Source organism: Arthrobacter cupressi, from assembly GCF_900099975.1.
Lineage (GTDB): Bacteria > Actinomycetota > Actinomycetes > Actinomycetales > Micrococcaceae > Arthrobacter > Arthrobacter cupressi.
Window position 1 is genome coordinate 48,122 of sequence record NZ_FNEI01000009.1, and the last position, 18,650, is coordinate 66,771.

Here is an 18,650-nt window from a genome sequence, read left to right on the forward strand (position 1 = left end):
TCGGGCAATTCGCCCGTCTAGTGGAAAGCGCACCATGCACTCAAAAGCCGCGGAACACGGATCCGTCTTGGAAAGGCTTCGGGACGCGGGCGTGCCCGTGGAAGCCTCTGGTCACTGGCTGGCCGCATACTCCTACGATGCGTCCAATTACCGGATTCCGCCTCTCGGCGTTGTGTTCCCACGGAGCGTTGCGGACGTCGTCGCCGTCATGGCTGCGTGCCGGGAAACCAAAACTGCTCTCATCAGCCGGGGCGGCGGGACGTCCATGGCGGGAAACGCCATCGGCCCAGGTATTGTGCTGGACTTCTCAAGGCACATGAACCGGATCATCGCCATCGATGCGACGACAGGAACGGCAGACGTCGAAGCCGGCGTTGTGCTTGCACACCTCACCCGGGGAACCGAAGGCGCAACCGGCGGAAGCCTCACTTTCGCCCCCGATCCGTCCTCAAAAAACCGTGCCACGATCGGTGGTGCGATCGGAAATGACGCGTGCGGCAACCACTCTGTCCGCTATGGACGAACCTCCGATCACGTCCACGAGATCGACGTCGTCACCTCCGATGGCGCCCTCCTCACCGCATCGGGCAAGGGCATCCGGGCGACCGATCCGTCCGACGGCTACTCCGTGTCCCGGGCATTCGAGTTGGGTGACGCCCTCAGGAAGCTCGCCCAGGACAACCTGGCACCTTTCCGTCGCGAACTTGGCCGCATCCAGCGCCAGGTTTCGGGTTACCACCTAGCCAACCTGCTGCCGGAGAACGGCCTGAACGTCGCCAGGGCACTCGTCGGCACCGAAGGTACCTGCGCCGTCGTCGTCCGTGCCCGAATGAAACTCGTTTCCAGGCCATCCAGTGCCTTGCTGGTCTGCCTCGGCTATGCCGACGTGGTCGACGCAGCGAAGGACATCGAGACCATCCTGGAATTCTCGCCGGCAGCGGTCGAGGGCATCGACGAAGCCATCGTGGATACCATGCGCCTGCGCCGCGGAGCCGACTCGGTCCGGGGCCTTCCCCGCGGCAGCGCCTTCCTCTATATAGACCTCGACGGCGACGACGCGGACGAAGTGGCCAGCCAAGCCGCGCTGTTGCTCGAAAGGCTCGCCGCAAACGGCCGCCTGCTCGATGGGCGGACCGTTCCGGACCCCGCTGAACGCGCCACGTTGTGGCGGGTGAGGGAGGACGGCGCAGGCCTGTCATCGAGGCCCGCCAGTGGCGGGGAGTCCCAAGCCGGCTGGGAGGACTCCGCCGTTGCCCCGCAGAACCTCGCAGCCTACCTGGCCGACTTCCGGACGCTCTTGGATGACTATGGGCTGACCGGGATCATGTACGGACACTTTGGCGCGGGATGCATGCACATCCGCATCACCTACGACCTTCGCACGGAGGAAGGCCGCAGCGTGTTCCGTAAGTTCACGCAGGCCGCCGCCGAACTCGTGGTCCGCCACGGCGGCTCCCTGTCCGGTGAGCACGGCGACGGACGTGCCCGCTCGGCATTGCTCTCGCAGATGTATTCACCCGGCATGCTTGCCGCGTTCGAAGAGTACCGCAGGCTCTGGGATGAGGCAGGAATCCTGAATCCGGGCTCGATCACCGATCCGGATCCATTTGACGCCAACCTGGCACTCGAGGGCATCCCCGAACGTGAATGGAGGACACACTTCGAACTCCGGCCGGTCGAGGCTGCCGCGGCCGGAGCGGACCCGTGGGTGCATGCCGTCCAGGCTTGCATCGGCGTCGGAAGATGCCGCTCGGACTCCGGCGGGGTGATGTGCCCGAGTTTCCGGGCCACGGGGGACGAGAAGGACTCGACGCGCGGGCGGTCCAGGGCGCTCCAGGACATGGTCCGGGGAGCACGCACCATCGACGAGGGCTGGAAGTCCGAGGACGTCCGTGAGGCGTTGGACCTGTGCCTGGCCTGCAAGGCCTGCTCCAACGACTGTCCCGCAGGCGTGGACATGGCCAGCTACAAATCGGAGTTCTTCTCGCACTATTACGAGGGCAGGCTCCGGCCCATGTCGCACTTCTCGCTCGGGTGGCTGCCCAGATGGCTGAAGCTCACGTCCCGCATCAGTCCGCTGGTCAATGCCGTCCTGGCCGGCCCGCTCGGAAAGGTGGTAGCGGCGGCCGGCGGCCTCACCACCCGGCGTGCCATGCCGAAGTTCGCCTCCAGGAAGATGCTCAGCGATGCCCTCGCGGGCTTTGCGGAGGCGCCCGCGGGCGCGGACACCGTGCTGTTCGTCGACTCGTTCACCCAGGGTTTCCGGCCGGAGGTGGCGGCCGCCGCTGCCCGGGTTATCGAAGGCACCGGAAGGCAGGTCTCCTGCGAGACAGACGCCTGCTGCGGCCTGACCTGGATCTCGACCGGCCAGCTGGACACAGCGAAGAAGATGCTGGGCAAGACGGTCGCCAAGCTGGACGACGGCGGCAACGCACCCATCGTTGTCATCGAGCCCAGCTGTGCCGCAGCGCTGAAGAAGGACGGCCCCGAACTTCTCGGCAGCGAAGCCGCCGAACGCGTTTCGCGCAGGATCCAGAGCTTTGCCGAAGCAGTGAAGCAATGGGTGGATGAGGGCTGGCGGCCCGGGGCTGTGCCACCGGCGGTGACAGTCCAGACGCATTGCCACGAGTACTCAACCTTTGGAGCGACGGTGCAGAGGAAAGCACTGGCGGCCCTCGGTATTGCCGATGTCACGGAAGCAACAGGCTGCTGCGGCGTAGCAGGAAACTTCGGATTCGAAGCCAACCACTACGAGATTTCCATGAAGGTGGCGCAACAGGCACTTGCTCCCGCCCTCGAAAACACTGCAACAGACACCCCGGTCCTTGCCGATGGCTTCAGCTGTGCGATGCAGGTCAAGCAATTGGAGCCGGAACGCAAGAGCCTCCACCTTGCCGAACTCCTGGATCCGGAAGGTGGCCCACAACGCGCCTTGTGACGTTCCTACCGCCCCTTGAACTCCGGCGGGCGCTTCTCCGTGAACGCGGCCATGCCTTCCTTCTGGTCCTCGCTGGCGAACAGGGAGTGGAACACCCGGCGTTCGAACACCACGCCCTGCGCCAGGCCCATCTCGAAGGCGGCGTTGACGGCTTCCTTGGCCAGCATGGCGGCCGGCTTGGATTTGGCGGCGATCAGTTCGGCGGCTTTCAGCGCTTCATCGATCACGACGGCGGCCGGCACCACGCGTGACACCAGCCCGGAGCGCTCGGCTTCTTCGGCGTCGATGAACCTGCCGGTCAGCACCATGTCCATGGCCTTGGCCTTGCCGACGGCACGGGTGAGCCGCTGTGAGCCGCCCATGCCGGGGATGACCCCGAGGTTGATTTCGGGCTGGCCGAACTTGGCGTTGTCCCCGGCGATGATGATGTCGCACATCATGGCCAGCTCGCAGCCGCCGCCCAGGGCGAAGCCGGAGACCGCGGCGATGATCGGGATCCGCAGGCGGGTGAGGTTTTCCCAGCCGCGGAACCAGTCCTCGGCGTACATCTCGAGGTAGCCCTTGGCAGCCATTTCCTTGATGTCGGCGCCGGCGGCGAAGGCCTTCTCGGAGCCGGTGATCACCACTGCCCCCACCTCCGGATCGGAGTCCATGGCGGTCACCGCGGCAACGAGTTCCTCCATGGTGGCCTTGTTCAGTGCGTTCAGCGCCTGCGGCCGGTTCAGGGTCACCAGCCCCACCCGTCCGCGGGTTTCCACCAGGATGTTCTCGAATTGCTGCGCCAAACCGTTCCCCTTCGCTGTGTGGTCCCTCAGTAGACCCGTGCCTTCAATACGCAAGGCTACTTGCCCGACTTGTCCCGGATATCCGTGATGATCCCCGAGAAGTCCCGCGCGGCGCCGCCTTCCGCGGCGAAGGCATCGTAGATCTTCGAGGCCAGGTGCCCCATCTGCCCTTCGACGCCGGTACTCTCCAGGGCGTTCACGGCGAGCCTGAGGTCCTTCGCCATCAGCGCCCCCGCGAAACCTGGCTGGTAGTCCCGGTTGGCCGGGCTGGTGGGCACGGGCCCGGGCACCGGACAGTTGGTGCTCAGGGCCCAGCACTGGCCGGAAGCATTGGAGGCGACGTCGAACAGGGCCTGGTGCGTCAACCCCAGCTTCTCGCCGAGCACGAAGGCCTCGCTCACCGCGATCATTGAGACGCCCAGGATCATGTTGTTGCAGACCTTGGCGGCCTGCCCTGCCCCATGGTCGCCGCAGTGCACGATCCTCTTGCCCATATGCTCCAGGATCCCCTTCGCCGCCTCGAAGTCCTCGGGCAGCGCCCCGACCATGAAGGTCAGGGTCCCTGCCTCGGCTCCCACCACGCCGCCGGACACCGGGGCGTCCACGGAGCGGTGCCCGGCTTCGACCGCGATGGCTGCCGCTTCCCGCGCTTCGTCCACGTTGATGGTGGAGCAGTCCAGGAACAGGGTGTCCGGGGCGGCGACGGACAGCAGCCCGGACTCGCCGTCCACGCCGCGGTAGGCGTCCAGCACGTGCTTGCCGCTGGGCAGCATGGTCAGGATTACGGCGGCGCCTGAGGCTGCTTCGGCGGCGGAATCCACCATCGGCACACCGTGCGCCTTCGCCGCCTCCACTGCGGCGGGCACGGGATCGAAGCCCACCACCGTATGGCCGGCCTTGATGAGGTTCACGGCCATCGGCCCGCCCATGTGGCCCAGGCCCAGGAAGGCGATGGTTCCGGTGCTTGCGTTCTCAGACATGGCGCGACTCCTTTGATTCGAAGGTCAGTTCCTGCCCATCAAGCGGTTCGAAATAGCGTTCGACGGCGGCCCGGTCCACGCCTGCCAGGGTTGCCGGCTTCCATTGCGGGTTGCGGTCCTTGTCCATCACTTGCGCCCGGATTCCCTCCCGGAAGTCTGCACCCGCCAGGCAATGCACACCCACCCGGAACTCCTGCGCCAAAGCCTCCTCCAGGGAGCGCCCGCGCACGCGGCGCAGCGACTCCAGCGTCACCTTCACGGACGTCGGCGACTTCGCCTCGATCGTATCCGCGGCCTCTGCCGCCTCCCCGCCGGCAGCGCCGTGATTCCCAAGACCTCGGAGCCGCCGCACGATCTCCTCGGCGTCGTCCGAGGAATAGGCGGCGTCGATCCACTCCCGCTGCCCCGCCAATGCCGAGGCCGGCGGCGCTTCGGCGAACCGCGCGACGGCGTCATCCGGCGTCGGGCCTTCCAGCGTTGCCTTTTCGAGCGCCGCCGCGAGGGCGGGCAGCTCAGCAGACGGGACGAAGTGATCTGCCAGCCCGAGGTACAGGGCATCCGCTCCGGAGAGGTGTGCACCGGTCAAAGCGGCGTGGGTGCCAGTCTCGCCCGGCGAGCGCGAGAGCAGCAAGGTCCCGCCGACGTCGGGCACAAAACCGATGGTGGTTTCCGGCATGCCGGTGCGGGTGCGTTCGGTGACGATCCGGTGCGAGCCATGGGCCGATACCCCGACGCCGCCGCCCAGCACCAACCCGTCCATGAAGGCCACGTACGGCTTCGGATACCGGGCGATCAGGTCATTGAGCCGGTATTCGTCGCGCCAGAAGTCGGCGGTGGCGTGGCCGCCGTCGAGCATGTCCTGATAGATCGCCACGATGTCGCCGCCCGCGCACAGCCCCCGCTCCCCCGCGCCATGCACCAGGACGGCGGCCACGGAATCGTCCGCGGCCCACGCGCTGAGTTGCTCCAGCAGGGCCAGCACCATGCCGTGGTTCAGTGCGTTGACGGCCTTCGGCCGGTTGAGTGTGGCGACGCCGAGCCCGCCGCGCTGCTCGAAAAGGACCTCCGCTTCGTCCCCCATCAGCTGCCAGCCGGCATCACGAAGCTGGCGCCCTGGCGGACCCCGGAGGGCCAGCGCGTGGTGACCGTCTTGGTCTTGGTGTAGAAGCGGAAGGCGTCCGCGCCGTGCTGGTTGAGGTCGCCGAAACCGGAGGACTTCCAGCCGCCGAAGGTGTAGTACGCGATCGGCACAGGGATGGGGACGTTGACGCCCACCATGCCGACTTCCACACGGCTGGCGAAGTCGCGGGCGGCGTCGCCGTCGCGGGTGAAGATCGCCACGCCGTTGCCGTACTGGTGCTCGGAGCAGAGCCGGAGCGCTTCGTCGTAGTCCGCCGCGCGCAGCACGCTGAGCACCGGGCCGAAGATCTCCTCCTTGTAGATGGACATGTCCTTGGTGACGTTGTCGAAGAGGGTGGGGCCCAGCCAAAAGCCGCCGGGGTAGCCGTCCACGGTGAGGCCGCGGCCGTCGGCGAGGAGGGTGGCGCCGGCGTCGACGCCCGCTTGGATGTAGCCTTCGATCCGTTCCTTGGCCGCGGCCGCCACCACGGGGCCGAAGTCCACGCCATCATCCATGCTGGGACCCACCTTGAGGTCCTTGATGCGCTCCTGCAGCCGCTCGACGAGGGCGTTGGCCGTCTCTTCGCCCACCGGCACCGCCACGGAAATGGCCATGCAGCGCTCCCCGGCGGAACCGTAGCCGGAGCCGATCAGTGCGTCCGCTGCCATGTCCAGGTCCGCGTCCGGCATGATCACCATGTGGTTCTTGGCGCCGCCGAAGCACTGGGCGCGCTTTCCGTGGGCTGCGGCGGTGGCGTAGATGTACTGGGCAATCGGGGTGGAGCCCACGAAGCCGATGGCCTTCACGCGCGGGTCTTCAAGGAGGGCATCCACCGCTTCCTTGTCGCCGTTGATGACGTTGAAGACGCCGTTGGGCACCCCGGCCTCGTTGTAGAGCTCGGCGAGGCGCAGTGGCACGGAGGGGTCGCGCTCGGAGGGCTTGAGGATGAAGGCGTTGCCGGCGGCGAGCGCGGGGCCGGACTTCCACAACGGGATCATGGCCGGGAAGTTGAACGGGGTGATGCCCGCGACGACGCCGAGCGGCTGGCGCATCGAATGGACGTCGATGCCCTGCCCGGCGCTGTCCGAGAACTCGCCCTTGAGCAGGTGCGGCGCTCCGGCGGCGAATTCCACCACTTCTATGCCGCGCTGGATGTCGCCCTTGGCGTCGAGGAAGGTTTTGCCGTGCTCGGACGAGAGCAGGGTTGCCAATTCGTCCATGTGCTCGTTGACCAGGTCCACGAACTTCAGGAGGATCCGGCCGCGGCGCTGCGGGTTCATGGCGGCCCATTCGAGCTGGGCCTTCTCGGCGTTGGCCACCGCCTCCTGTACCTCGGCCTTGCTGGCCAGCGGAAGTTTGGCCTGGACCTCGCCGGTGCAGGGATCGTAGACGTCGCCGAAGCGGCCGGATGTGCCGTCCACCCTCTGGCCGTCGATGTAGTGGGAGAGTTCGCGGACCATCAGAATGCTCCTTCGCATTGCCGGAAAAGACTGCCGGAAAAACCGTGCTGCGGCCGCGCCGCGTGGCGTGCGGACTACGGATTTCGGCACGGGCTGGGCCATCTGGTCCCGAATATACTCGGACTTCCTACTATTTTCCAGAGTGGCGCAGGGCGGACTCACGGCTGTCTGCCGAGGTTATTCCCGGAGATTTCCTGAGATGGTTGACTTTCTCCATGACCAACGATCTGCCCTCCGAGTCGCCCTGGAGCGATGAGTCCCAAGAAACTGCTGACATCGCTGGCCGCGAGGATTTTGCACGCGTTGTCGCCTCGCGCATTGATTCCTGTGCGATGGGACAAAGCTCAACAGTGTTCGGGCTCGTTGGACCTTGGGGAGGCGGCAAGACCACTCTTCTCAAGGATGTGATTTCGCGGCTAGACACTTGGGAGTGCGTATGGTTCAGCCCCTGGTCCGTTTCAGATGCCGAGTCGATCACGGCAGAGTTTGTATCCGCGCTCTCGGAGGCATTCCCCAAGTCCAAATCAGTGAAAGATAGGCTTTCACAGTACTCGCGCTTCGGAACCCCCTTGCTGAAACTGATCCCAGTGGTCGGTGATGCCGCTTCTTCCATGGCCCAAGAGGCCATTACCGATCTGACGAAGCGTCCGTCCTGGCACTCGGAGTTTGGCAAGCTGAGCCGCGAGATCGCCGAGCAGGACGTCCGCGTCCTTGTCATTATCGACGACGTGGATCGACTAGATGGTGATGAACTGCGCGCGCTGCTTCGCGTAGTTCGATTGCTCGGACGCTTCACAAACGTGCATTACCTCCTGGCCTACGATCAGGCGACCATTGAGTCGGCCCTCCGTTCAACGGGCGCCGACGGCGAGAGCTCTGAGTTTATGGAAAAGATCGTTCAATACCCATTCGAGGTCCCGCCGGTACCCATGGTGGTTCGCCGGCGTTGGAGCAGAGCCATCCTAGATTCCGTCGACCCGATGGGTGACCGTTCTGGTTGGCTACATCAAGAGGCACGGGAAGACCTCGTCGCAAGTCTTGCTACAGGCTTGGAAACCCCCCGCGCTGCTCAGCGTCTCAGGGAGCAGATGAATAGTCTTTCTGCGCTAATCACTAATGCAGAAGTAGACGTGCTGGATTTCACCGCGCTAACCTGGCTTCGTATCAATCACCATCGCGTTTGGAATGACATCCGTTTGAATTCTACCTTCTACCTCTCATGGAAAGAGAGTGACTCGGAAGAAACCGAAAAGGGGACCTTTGAACGACTAGCGCCCATCGTTTCCCGCGGCCATATCAAGCCAGTCAGGGATATCGTTCGCTTTCTATTTCGGCCGACACATCTCGCATGGCCAGGCCAGTCGCGGCGGGGACGGATGCAGAACTCTCGATACTTTGACCGATACTTCCACGTGGGTCTTGCCGAGGATGACGTAAGTGAACGGAAAACGCGGAGCGCGCTTAAGGATCTCACCGAAGGAAAGCACACCAGCGAGGACATCGATTATCTAGATGCGATCATTCTTGGAGAGGATCCGGAACGATCGGCACTCGCAGTGGACATAGCGAGCAGCGAGCGCCGTTCCAGCAGGACGTCGACTCCTGAGATCCTCAAGTATGTGGAGACTGTTCGCGCAGCACTAGTGTTGATTAATGATCCGCATCCATTTCGTCTTTCAGCAACTGAACGCTGGCTTGCCAGAGAGATCTTTCTGACGATCGAAGGCGGTCATTTCTCGTGGCCTGAACTAATTCAACGCTTTGGATACCAGTTCCTTACCGCGAGCGGATACTCAGTCCACCTCTCCGAAATCAATAACCGACCTCAGGTCAAAGATCTCTTCGCCGAAGTCGCAAAGTATTGGATCGCCGAGGTGTTAGATGAGTCGTTAGATTCCACGCTTGCAAGATCCGAGTTGCTTCTCATGACTTCCTTCTGCATTTGGACCATCAAGAACAACGAATACAAGGGATTCTTATCAAAGAAAATGGCGGACGCGGAATCTCTGATTAAAACGGCCGTTAGATACGTTTCATTTAGCGAATGGGTGGGTGCCGCCGACGTTAAGTTCGATGTCACCTTCCGTGAAGAAGAATTCAGATTCGCCACCGCCGGCGCCAGCCTCGGCGAACTTTTGACGGGGTTTCCCCCAATCACGGGCAATCCCGACTTCAAAGTCACAGATCGGCCCGATCGCGACCTGACGGATGCCCAGCGACGTGACTTCGCGATCCGCAGCCTTCTTACGCTGGACTTTGATCTGTCCACCGACATAGCTGAATGACAAAGATCGTTCAGCGCATCACGGACGACCCGGTCGACCTCCAGGCTTTCCAGAGTGGCGCAGCTCACTGACGAGCTCTGCCGGACAAGTCCCCTGCGCTGCCAGACAACGCCCGGCCAAGGCGGCGCACCTAGTCTGAATCGCATCCCGAGCGAAAGGACTGGCTGTGTCCGACCACCACGCCGATCTCCTCCTTATCAATGGCGTCATCGACACCCTGGACCCCGCAGGCACACGGACCTCAGCGCTGGCAATCAAGGCGGGCAAGGTCCTGGCGACCGGCACGGAAGCCGAACTGAGCCGCGGACCGGGCACCGCCGTCGTCGACCTCCAGGGCGCCTATGTGATGCCCGGGCTGCTGGACGTCCACAACCACCACATGCTCGCCGGGCAGATGGACCTGTTCGAACTGGACGCACCGCCGTCTCTGACGCTGGAGCAGTTCCTCGGTTCCATCAGCGACTACGCGGCCACCCTCGATCCCGATGAATGGATCACCGGCGGAAGCTGGGGCTCGGGGCTGCTGGGCGAACTCAACACCCCCGAGGCACTGCGGCGCCTGGACGAGGCCGCGGGCGGCCGGCCCGCCCTGCTCAAGGACGACAGCAAGCACAACCGCTGGGCCAACTCACGCGCCCTGGAACTGGCCGGGATCACGGACGCCACAGCGGATCCCGACGGCGGCCAGATCCTCCGCGATGCCGCCGGCCGCGCCACCGGGGTGCTGATCGAAGCCGGCGGCGTGCTGCTCGAACAGACCCTCACCCGGCTGCAGCCGATGGCACCGGAGCAGCTGGCCCGGGCCGCGGAGCGTGGCATCGAGCTCCTGCACTCCTACGGGGTCACCGGGTTCCAGGACGCCGCGGCGTCGCTGCAACTGCTGCAGGCCCTCAAGCAGCTCGACGACGGCGGCCGCCTCCATGCCTGGGTGGTCACCTCCATGCAGGCCAACGACTTCATCTTCGGCACCACTCCCCTGGGCGAAGGGATCATTTCCGAACGGGAAGGGCTGCGCAGCGAGCACCACCGCCCGGACTTCATCAAGATCTTCCTGGACGGCGTACCGCCCGCGGGCACGGGCTCGTTCCTGGAGCCCTACCTGCCCGAAGCCGGGTTCCCGGAATGCCACTGCGGCAGCACCACCATGGGCCCGGAAGAGCTCGAAGGCTGGCTGATGCGCACCGCCGAACGGGGCATCTCCGCGAAGATCCACTGCACCGGCGATGCGTCCGTGCGCCTGGCCCTGGACACCATCGCCACCGTCCGGGCGGCCGGGCACACCGGCACGAAGTACCACATCGCCCACGGCCAGTTCGTTCACCCGGACGACTACGGCCGCTTCGCCGAGCTGGACGTCACCGCGGACATTTCGCCCTCGCTCTGGTTCCCGGGCGTCATCTCCGAAGCCATCGCCACCGTGCTGCCGCCCGAGCGCGCCTCGAAGATGCAGCCCAACCGGATCCTGCTCGACGCCGGGGCCCGCCTGGCTGGCGGGTCCGATTGGCCGGTCAGCGTCTCGCCCAACGCGTGGGAAGGGATCTACGGCCTCGTCACCCGGAAGGATCCGAGCGGCGTTTTCCCCGGAACCCTCTGGCCGGAGCAGGCCATCACGCTTCCCGAAGCAATTGCCGTCTACACCACGGCGTGCGCCGAAGCCATGGGGATCGACGACGTTACCGGCTCCCTGGTCCCCGGCAAGTCCGCGGACTTCATCGTCCTGAGCGAGAACCCCTACGACGTCGACATCGAGAAGATCCCGTCCATCCACGCCCGGCAGACCTGGTTCGCCGGCCGGAAGGTCTACGACGCCGGGTCCTGATCGGCGTCATCCCCCTGATTTCCCCCAACCCGCCTGATCCCCAACCTGATTCCCCGCCAACGGAAGGGCAGCCATGACCCGCCTCCTCAATACCCCCATGCCCACGAGGGCATCCGACCGCGGCACCTACACCTATGTGGCCGTCTACAGCGCGGTCCTGTACACCGTGCTCCTGATCGCCCCTGTGGTGGCCGGCAAGCTGATCCAGCAGTTCGGGCTCACCCCGGTCCAACTGGGCGGCCTGTTCTCGCTCGAACTGGGCGCCTTCAGCCTGGCCACCGTCCCGGCGTACCTCTGGCTGCGGCGCATCAACCTGCGCACGGCCTCCTACCTGTTCACCGCCGTCGTGATTGCCGGCAACGTGCTTTCCGGCTTCGTGGACAGCTTCCCGCTGCTGGTGGCGGTCCGCTTCGTCACGTCCCTGGCGGCTGGTTCGATCACCGTGATCCTGCTGACTCTCAGCGGCAAGACCTCCAATCCAAGCCGCGCCTTCGGGATCTTCGTGGTGTTCCAGCTGGCCATGGGTGCCCTGATCCTGGCCGTCTTCCCCGCGCTGTTCGCAGGGGCCGGGGTGTCGGCGATCTACTGGACGCTGGCCGGTCTCGGCATCGCGTGCCTGGCGGTGGTGAACCGGATCGACGGCGAGGTGCTGCGTCGGGAGGTTCCCGCGGCCGCGGCCGTGCGCACCAAGGTGCCGTTGGGGAAGTTCGTGGCCGGGCTCGCCGCCGTCTTCCTCTTCTATGTGGCGCTCAGCGGCGTGTGGTCCTTCATGGCCCAGATCTCCGCGGCGGCCGGAACCGAACTCTCCGCGACGAGCCTGGTGCTGTCCGTCGCCACCGTCGCGGGTATCGCCTCCGCCCTCGTGGCCACGGTCCTGGGCGACACCCCGCGGCGCCGCCTGTACCTCATCGCCGGGTACCTAGGCATGGCTGCGAGCGTGGCACTGCTGTTCGGGGCTCCCGGGCTCCTCCAGTTCGCGGTTGCGGCGGTGATCTTCAAGTTCGCGTGGACGTTCATCCTGCCCTACCTGCTGTCCACCCTGTCCGACCTCTCCGGGGGCGGCCACGTCATGAACACCACCAACCTGATGATCGGCGGCGGCTTCGCGGTGGGCCCGGTGCTCAGCGGCGCCCTCATCCAGTCCGGCGGCGGATCGTTTACCGGAATGCTGGCCCTGTCCCTGGCCGGAGTGCTCGCGTCCTTCGCTTGCATGCTGCTGGTGCAGAAGCGCAGGGCTGTTTGATGCTTCGTCCTTCCTGACCTTCTTTGATGGACAGAACAGGGGGCGGCACGCCTGTTTGAAGGGGTGCCGCCCCCTGCTTCGTGCCCAAAGAAGGTCAGGGGCGCCCGCTTAGAGCCGCTCCCTAAGCCCCTTGTAGGCGTCCAGCGCTTCCTGCCGGGTGGTCTTGAGGTCCACGATTTCCTCCGGGTAGTCGGGTGTGCCGAACTCGGGAATCCAACGGGCGATGTATTTTCCGTGCGGATCGAATTTGGTGCGCTGCGCCTCCGGGTTGAAGATCCGGAAGAACGGGGAAGCGTCCGCCCCGGAGCCCGCCACCCACTGCCAGTTGGCCGGGTTGGAGGCGGGATCGGCGTCCACCAAGGTGTCCCAGAACCACTGCTCACCCAACTGCCAGTGGATGCCGAGGTTCTTGACCAGGAAACTGGCGGCGACCATCCGGACCCGGTTGTGCATCCAGCCGGTGTGCCAGAGCTGCCGCTGCCCGGCGTCCACCAGCGGGAAGCCGGTGCGACCCTGCTGCCAGGCGCGGAGTTCCACGGCACTCCCGTCGGCGGCGCCCCCGTGGCCGGCGGCGTCGGGCCAGGCCCAGGGGAAGCGGTCGAACTCGGTGCGCAGGTTGGCGGTGGCGAGCTGCGGGTTGTGGAAATACTGATGCCAGCAGAATTCCCGCCAGCCCAGCTCCGAGGCGAACACCGCGGCGCTTTCCGAGCGCCTCGACCCCACGGCATGCCACACCTCGAACGGGCTGAGCTCACCCCAGCGCAGGTGCGGCGAAAGCCCGCTGCTTCCGTCACGGTCCGGGCGGTCGCGGCCGTCCTTGTACTCCGCGAGTCCGCCGTCCACGAACTCCGCAAGCCGCCGGTGTGCAGCCCGCGGCCCAGGCGTCCATGCCTCAGCCAGGCCGCCGGACCAGTCGGGTTTCGTGGGCAGGAGCCGCAAGGAATCCAGCCCGTCGTAGGCGGGGAGTTCCCCGGTGTACCCGTGGCCTGTGGCTGGCGCAGCCAAGGGCTCGCGGAAATCCTGCGCCGAGAGGGCGCGCCAGAACGGGGTAAAGACCTTGTACTGCCCGCCCGTCTTGGCGGTGACTTCCCACGGCTCGTGCAGCAGCGACGCCTGGAAACTCTCCACGTGGAGGCCGGCCTCGCGAGCCCACGCCTTGATCCCGGCGTCGACCGTCCGCTCGGCCTCCCCGTACCGCCGGTTCCAGAACAGCGCGCCGGCACCGATCGCCGTCGCGGTCTTCCGGACGATGTCCTCCGCGGGGCCGCGGCGCAGCAGCAGCGGAATACCGAGCGCATCGAGCTCCTCGCGGAGTGCTGTCAGGGAGTGGTACAGCCACCAGCTTGCCGCACTGCCAAGGGGCCGGATGCCGGGCGATTCCTCGTCGAGGATGTAGAGGACCACCGCGGCGCCGTCGTCCACGGCGGCCCGCAAGGCGGGGTGGTCCTTGACGCGCAGGTCGTCACGGAACCAGACGATGGAGGGTTTCACGTGGCACCTTTCTCCGGGCGGGCGCGGCAAATGCCCCCAAGAAGGCATCCTAGGGGCACCTGCCAAACGCACTGCGAAGCGGGACTTACTTGGGCATCAGCACGGAGTCCACCAGGTACACCGTGGCATTGGCTGTGTGGACGCCGCCGCAGATCACCTTGGCGCCGTCAACGGTGAGGGCATCCTTGGTGCCGGCTACTGTGACTTCGCCACCCTGGACCGTCTTGTGCTTGCCGATCACCTGGTCCGGAGTCAGCTGGCCGGGAACCACATGGTAGGTGAGGATCTTGCTCAGCAACGGAGCGTCCGTCTTGAGCGTGTTGATGGTGGCGGCGGGCACCTTGGCGAAGGCATCATCCACCGGTGCGAAGACTGTGAATTCGCTGCCGTTCAGGGTGGAGACGAGATCCACCTTGGGGTTGAGCTTTCCCGAGACGGCGGCGGTCAGGGTCTTCAGCAGCGGGTTGTTGGACGCGGCCACGGCCACCGGATCCTGGGACATGCCAAGGACCGAGCCGGCGCCGTCCGGGACCTGGGCAGCGTACGCGGAGCAGCCGGGACCGACGAGGTCGCGGGCGGGATCCATGGCGGAGCTGCTCATGGAGGTTTCCGACGGTGCCGCGGATGACGGTGCCACGGATGAGGACTGCGGGGCCGCGGACGACGACGAACTGGACGTGCCGGAGCCACCACAGGCGGTGAGTCCGAGGAGGGCAGCTGCAGTGAGACCGACGAAGGCGAGAGCGGGGCGCTTGGTGGACAACATGTCATTCTCCTTGTTCGCGGACCCGGGGCGCCGGGTCCTATGAGGTTGGGCACGGATCGCCCGGCGCTGCTTCTGCCACACCTGCGGGTTGTGCCTCACGAGCTATTCGGCGGGTGGGGCGTCGCGGATGGGTGCGGACTGGAGAAGTTTTTTCCGGGGAATCAAACCCAGCCAGGAGGCCTGCCGCTCCGAACCTCCTGCAGATCCCCGGCCCCCTTGGCGGCCGGACCGGCAACGTTGGGAGACACCATGCTGCAGTTGGCGCTTATCGGCCTCTTGGGGGGCCTGATCACGGGCATTTCGCCGTGCATCCTGCCCGTCCTGCCCGTCATCTTCCTCTCAGGCGGTGTGCAGGGCGCGCGCAAAGGCGCCGCTTCCCGGGGAAGGCCCGACGGCGGCAGTACTTCAAGTGCACGGATCGCCGCCCCCGGAAACCTGGTGACCGCCGTCGAGCCCAAAGCAGAAGCAAAACAGCGGCGGCAGGCCGGCTGGCGTCCCTATCTGGTGATCCTGGGCCTGGTGATCAGCTTCAGCACCTTCACCCTGGTGGGCTCCTTCCTGCTGACGTTGGTGAACCTGCCCCAGGACCTGCTGCGCTGGATGGGCCTGGTGGTGCTGGTGTTGATCGGGCTGGGCCTGATTTTCGACAGCTTCCAGCACATCCTGGAGAAACCGTTCTCGTGGATCCCGCAGCGCCGGGTGGGCACGGAGAACGGCGGGCTGGTGCTGGGCCTGGCGCTCGGCGTCGTCTATGTCCCCTGTGCCGGGCCGGTGCTGGCGGCGATCGCGGTGGCAGGTGCCACCGGCCGGGTGGGCCCGGAAACCATCGTGCTCACGCTGACGTTTGCCGTGGGCGCCGCGATCCCGCTGCTCGTGTTCGCCCTGGCCGGCCGGCGCGTGGCCGAGCGCGTCAAGGCGTTCCGGAGGAACCAGCGCAAGATCCGCATCGCGGGCGGCATCATGATGATCGCGCTGGCGATCGGCCTGGTGTTCAACCTCCCGCAACTCCTGCAGAAACTCGTGCCCGACTACACCTCCACCCTCCAGGAACAGGTCCAGGACAACGACGCCGTGAAGAAGGCGCTGGATCTCGGCGGGCTGGTCAACGAACAGAACAAGGACCTGAACAAGTGCAGCAACGGCGGAACGTCGCTCGAGTCATGTGGAACGGCTCCGGACCTCAAGGGCATCCAGGAGTGGTTCAACACCCCCGGCAACCAGCCCGTGAACCTCAAGGACCTCAAGGGCAAGGTGGTCCTGGTGGACTTCTGGGCCTACTCCTGCATCAACTGCCAGCGTTCCGTGCCGCACCTGACCGGCTGGTACGCCAAGTACAAGGACGCGGGCCTGGAGATCATCGGAGTGCACTCCCCCGAGTACGCCTTCGAAAAGGAAGTCCGCAACGTGAAGTCCGGGGCGCGGGACCTGGGCATCAGCTATCCCGTGGCCATCGACAACACCCTCTCCACGTGGACCAACTACCGCAACCGCTACTGGCCTGCCCACTATCTGATCGACGCCGAAGGCTCCGTCAGGCACATCAAGTTCGGCGAGGGTGGCTACCAAACCACGGAGAAACTGATCCGCGAACTCCTGCAGCAGGCCCAGCCTTCCGTGGCGCTGCCCGCGCCAGTAGAAGGATCCGACGACGGCCCGGTGGCGGGTGCCACCACCCGCGAGACGTATTTGGGCGTCACCAAGAAGGTCAACTATGCGGGCACCGAACCCTACAAGGCCGGGGCCGGCACCTACACGGTTCCGTCCGGGCAGCCCGCGGACAGCTTCGCCCTGGGTGGCGGGTGGAATCTGGGGACACAGTCGATCGCGCCGACCGGTTCCGGCTCCTCGATCGCCCTGAACTACCACGCCCGGCAGGTGTACATCGTGGTCAGCGGAGAGGGGACGATTGACGTAGTCCGCGACGGCAAGGCCACTCCGGTGAAGGTCTCGGGAACGCCCACCCTCTACCGGATCGTGGAGGACCCGCAGATCCACGAAGGCAAGCTCGAGGTCCGGGTCCCGAAGGGCGTCCAGGCCTACTCATTCACCTTCGGATAGCCGGCTTGGCCTGTTATCAGGCGCCCTGCAGCTTCGCGGTCATACGGTGCGCTTCCTCGAGCAGCAGCTTCCCCAGGAACTCCTGCCGCTCGGCCCTGAACCGCGGCTCGATGCCCGTCAGGGAGAGCGCCCACGCCGGCCGCCCCTGCCGGTCAAAAACTGCGGCGCCCATCCCCCAGCTTCCTTCAAGGACCAGGCCGGGGTTCACCGAATAACCCGTCAGGCGGGTCCGCTCAAGGCTGTCCCGCACCAACTCCGCGGGATGCCCGACGGCGAACCCGCCGGCGTGCGCCGCCCAGTCACCGAGCAGGGCCTCCTGTTCCTCCTCCGGCAGGAACGCCATGATCGCCGTTCCGGCGGACGCGACGCCCAGCGGAAAACGCACGCCTTCGTGCAGCACGAAAGACCGCACCGGAAACGAACCTTCTTCGCGCAGCACGCACACCGTTTCGTCACCCCGCCGGATCGAGAAGAAGGCGCTCTCCCCCGTTTCGGCGGCGAGCCTGCGCAGGGACGGGCGGGCAATATCTTCCATGGGAAACCGTGCGGCCGCCACCGAGCCCAGCAGGAAGACCTCGGGGCCCAGGACCCATTTTCCGGTGCCGGCGTCGTGTTCCAGCAAGCCTTCCGCGGCGAGCGAGGTGAGCAGGCGGTGGACGGTGGGGCGGGTCAGCCCGGACTCGCGCACCAGTCTTTGCAGCGAGGTTCCCTCGGGCTTGCGCCCCACGAGCCGCAACAGCGCGGCCACACGGCCCACCACCTGTGCGCCCTGCACCGGTGCCCCGTTGTGTGCCGCCATGATGCCTCCCGCAAGAAAGTTCCACAATATGGACAGCTGACAGCCTACCGTCCACACCATGAGCCGCCAAGCAGCACTCCCGTTGACCTCCCCCGGGACAAAACCTAGGCTCGCCTATCAGAACCACGAGTCCACAAAGTGGATATCCCGAAGATCCACCAGCTCAAAGAGGAGTGCGAAGTGTCGAAAATCCACGCGACCGCAGCCCAGGCATTACATGACCTGATGGCAGACGGCCTGACCATCGCCGTCGGGGGTTTTGGCCTCAGCGGCATCCCTGCGGACCTGATCGACGCCGTCCGGGACTCGGGTGCCAGGGACCTCACCATCGTCTCGAACAACATGGGCGTGGACGGCAAGGGCCTTGGTGTGCTGATCGAGGCGGGCCAGGTCCGGAAGGTGATCGCCTCGTACGTCGGCGAGAACAAACTCTTCGCCGAGCAGTACCTGGCCGGGGAGCTGGAGGTTGAGTTCACGCCGCAGGGTACGCTCGCCGAGCGGCTGCGTGCCGGCGGCGCAGGCATCCCCGCCTTCTACACGCGGACCGGCGTGGGCACCCTGGTCGCGGAAGGCAAGCCCTTGGAAGTGTTCGACGGCGTCACGTATGTCCGCGAGCGCGCCATCACCGCCGACATCGCGCTCGTCCACGCCCACACCGCGGATACCGACGGGAACCTGAGCTACCGATACACCGCGCGCAACTTCAATCCCGTCGTCGCAACCGCCGGCACCGTGACCATCGCCGAAGCCGAAGTCATCGTCCAGCCGGGCGAACTGGATCCCGATCACGTCGTCACCCCCGGCGTGTATGTGCAGCGGCTGGTGCAGGCGACGGCACGGGTCAAGGACATCGAACAACGCACGGTCCGGCCGCGCACGCAACTCGTCAACAACTAGAAGGAGGAC

At 65.7% G+C, this 18,650-nt stretch carries 13 protein-coding genes; 6 read left to right on the forward strand and 7 right to left on the reverse strand.

Going from position 1 to position 18,650, the window contains the following annotated elements; all coding sequences use genetic code 11:
- The first annotated feature begins 34 nt into the window (after positions 1–34).
- Entirely contained in the window at positions 35–2,938 is a 2,904-nt protein-coding gene (locus BLP88_RS11645; protein WP_074589379.1) for an FAD-binding and (Fe-S)-binding domain-containing protein, read from the forward strand.
- A 5-nt stretch (positions 2,939–2,943) separates the two neighbouring features.
- Here the strand turns inward: BLP88_RS11645 and BLP88_RS11650 are convergent, their stop codons facing one another.
- The 4 genes from BLP88_RS11650 to BLP88_RS11665 are packed head-to-tail and all read right to left on the reverse strand — an operon-like array spanning position 2,944 to position 7,283.
- Complete coding sequence (locus BLP88_RS11650; protein WP_074589380.1) at positions 2,944–3,723, reverse strand: enoyl-CoA hydratase; 780 nt, start codon at positions 3,721–3,723, stop codon at positions 2,944–2,946.
- 56 nt (positions 3,724–3,779) lie between these two features.
- Positions 3,780–4,703: a 3-hydroxyisobutyrate dehydrogenase gene (gene mmsB / locus BLP88_RS11655; protein WP_074589382.1), complete on the reverse strand. Its 924-nt coding sequence runs from the start codon at positions 4,701–4,703 to the stop codon at positions 3,780–3,782.
- On the reverse strand, positions 4,696–5,784 hold the full coding sequence (locus BLP88_RS11660; RefSeq protein WP_074589384.1) for an enoyl-CoA hydratase/isomerase family protein: 1,089 nt from the start codon (positions 5,782–5,784) through the stop codon (positions 4,696–4,698). The genes mmsB and BLP88_RS11660 overlap by 8 nt, the downstream gene beginning before the upstream one ends.
- The gene (locus BLP88_RS11665) at positions 5,784–7,283 is read right to left on the reverse strand and encodes a CoA-acylating methylmalonate-semialdehyde dehydrogenase (RefSeq protein ID WP_074589386.1); all 1,500 of its coding nucleotides are present in this window, start codon (positions 7,281–7,283) and stop codon (positions 5,784–5,786) included. Before BLP88_RS11665 ends, BLP88_RS11660 begins: the two co-directional genes overlap by 1 nt.
- Before the next feature lie 215 nt (positions 7,284–7,498).
- Between BLP88_RS11665 and BLP88_RS11670 the strand changes: the two genes are divergently transcribed.
- The 3 genes from BLP88_RS11670 (at position 7,499) to BLP88_RS11680 (ending at position 12,630) form a co-directional block, all read left to right on the forward strand.
- On the forward strand, positions 7,499–9,568 hold the full coding sequence (locus tag BLP88_RS11670; RefSeq protein ID WP_074589388.1) for a KAP family P-loop NTPase fold protein: 2,070 nt from the start codon (positions 7,499–7,501) through the stop codon (positions 9,566–9,568).
- A gap of 166 nt (positions 9,569–9,734) precedes the next feature.
- Positions 9,735–11,387: an amidohydrolase gene (locus tag BLP88_RS11675; RefSeq protein WP_074589390.1), complete on the forward strand. Its 1,653-nt coding sequence runs from the start codon at positions 9,735–9,737 to the stop codon at positions 11,385–11,387.
- Between the two features lie 73 nt (positions 11,388–11,460).
- Positions 11,461–12,630, forward strand: a complete 1,170-nt coding sequence (locus BLP88_RS11680) for an MFS transporter (protein WP_084111123.1) — start codon at positions 11,461–11,463, stop codon at positions 12,628–12,630.
- Between the two features lie 108 nt (positions 12,631–12,738).
- Here the strand turns inward: BLP88_RS11680 and BLP88_RS11685 are convergent, their stop codons facing one another.
- Together BLP88_RS11685 and BLP88_RS11690 are read right to left on the reverse strand one after the other, a co-directional pair.
- Positions 12,739–14,121 carry a cryptochrome/photolyase family protein gene (locus BLP88_RS11685; RefSeq protein WP_074589391.1) on the reverse strand — a complete coding sequence of 461 codons (1,383 nt, stop codon included), beginning with the start codon at positions 14,119–14,121 and terminating at the stop codon, positions 12,739–12,741.
- A gap of 85 nt (positions 14,122–14,206) precedes the next feature.
- The gene (locus BLP88_RS11690; protein ID WP_074589393.1) at positions 14,207–14,887 is read right to left on the reverse strand and encodes a fasciclin domain-containing protein; all 681 of its coding nucleotides are present in this window, start codon (positions 14,885–14,887) and stop codon (positions 14,207–14,209) included.
- 249 nt (positions 14,888–15,136) lie between these two features.
- Between BLP88_RS11690 and BLP88_RS11695 the strand changes: the two genes are divergently transcribed.
- Positions 15,137–16,945, forward strand: a complete 1,809-nt coding sequence (locus BLP88_RS11695) for a cytochrome c biogenesis protein DipZ (protein WP_074589395.1) — start codon at positions 15,137–15,139, stop codon at positions 16,943–16,945.
- 16 nt (positions 16,946–16,961) lie between these two features.
- Here BLP88_RS11695 and BLP88_RS11700 read toward each other — a convergent pair whose 3' ends face one another.
- On the reverse strand, positions 16,962–17,744 hold the full coding sequence (locus BLP88_RS11700) for an IclR family transcriptional regulator (RefSeq protein ID WP_074589396.1): 783 nt from the start codon (positions 17,742–17,744) through the stop codon (positions 16,962–16,964).
- A gap of 180 nt (positions 17,745–17,924) precedes the next feature.
- Between BLP88_RS11700 and BLP88_RS11705 the strand changes: the two genes are divergently transcribed.
- The gene (locus BLP88_RS11705) at positions 17,925–18,641 is read left to right on the forward strand and encodes a CoA transferase subunit A (RefSeq protein ID WP_074589398.1); all 717 of its coding nucleotides are present in this window, start codon (positions 17,925–17,927) and stop codon (positions 18,639–18,641) included.
- Positions 18,642–18,650: the final 9 nt, after the last annotated feature.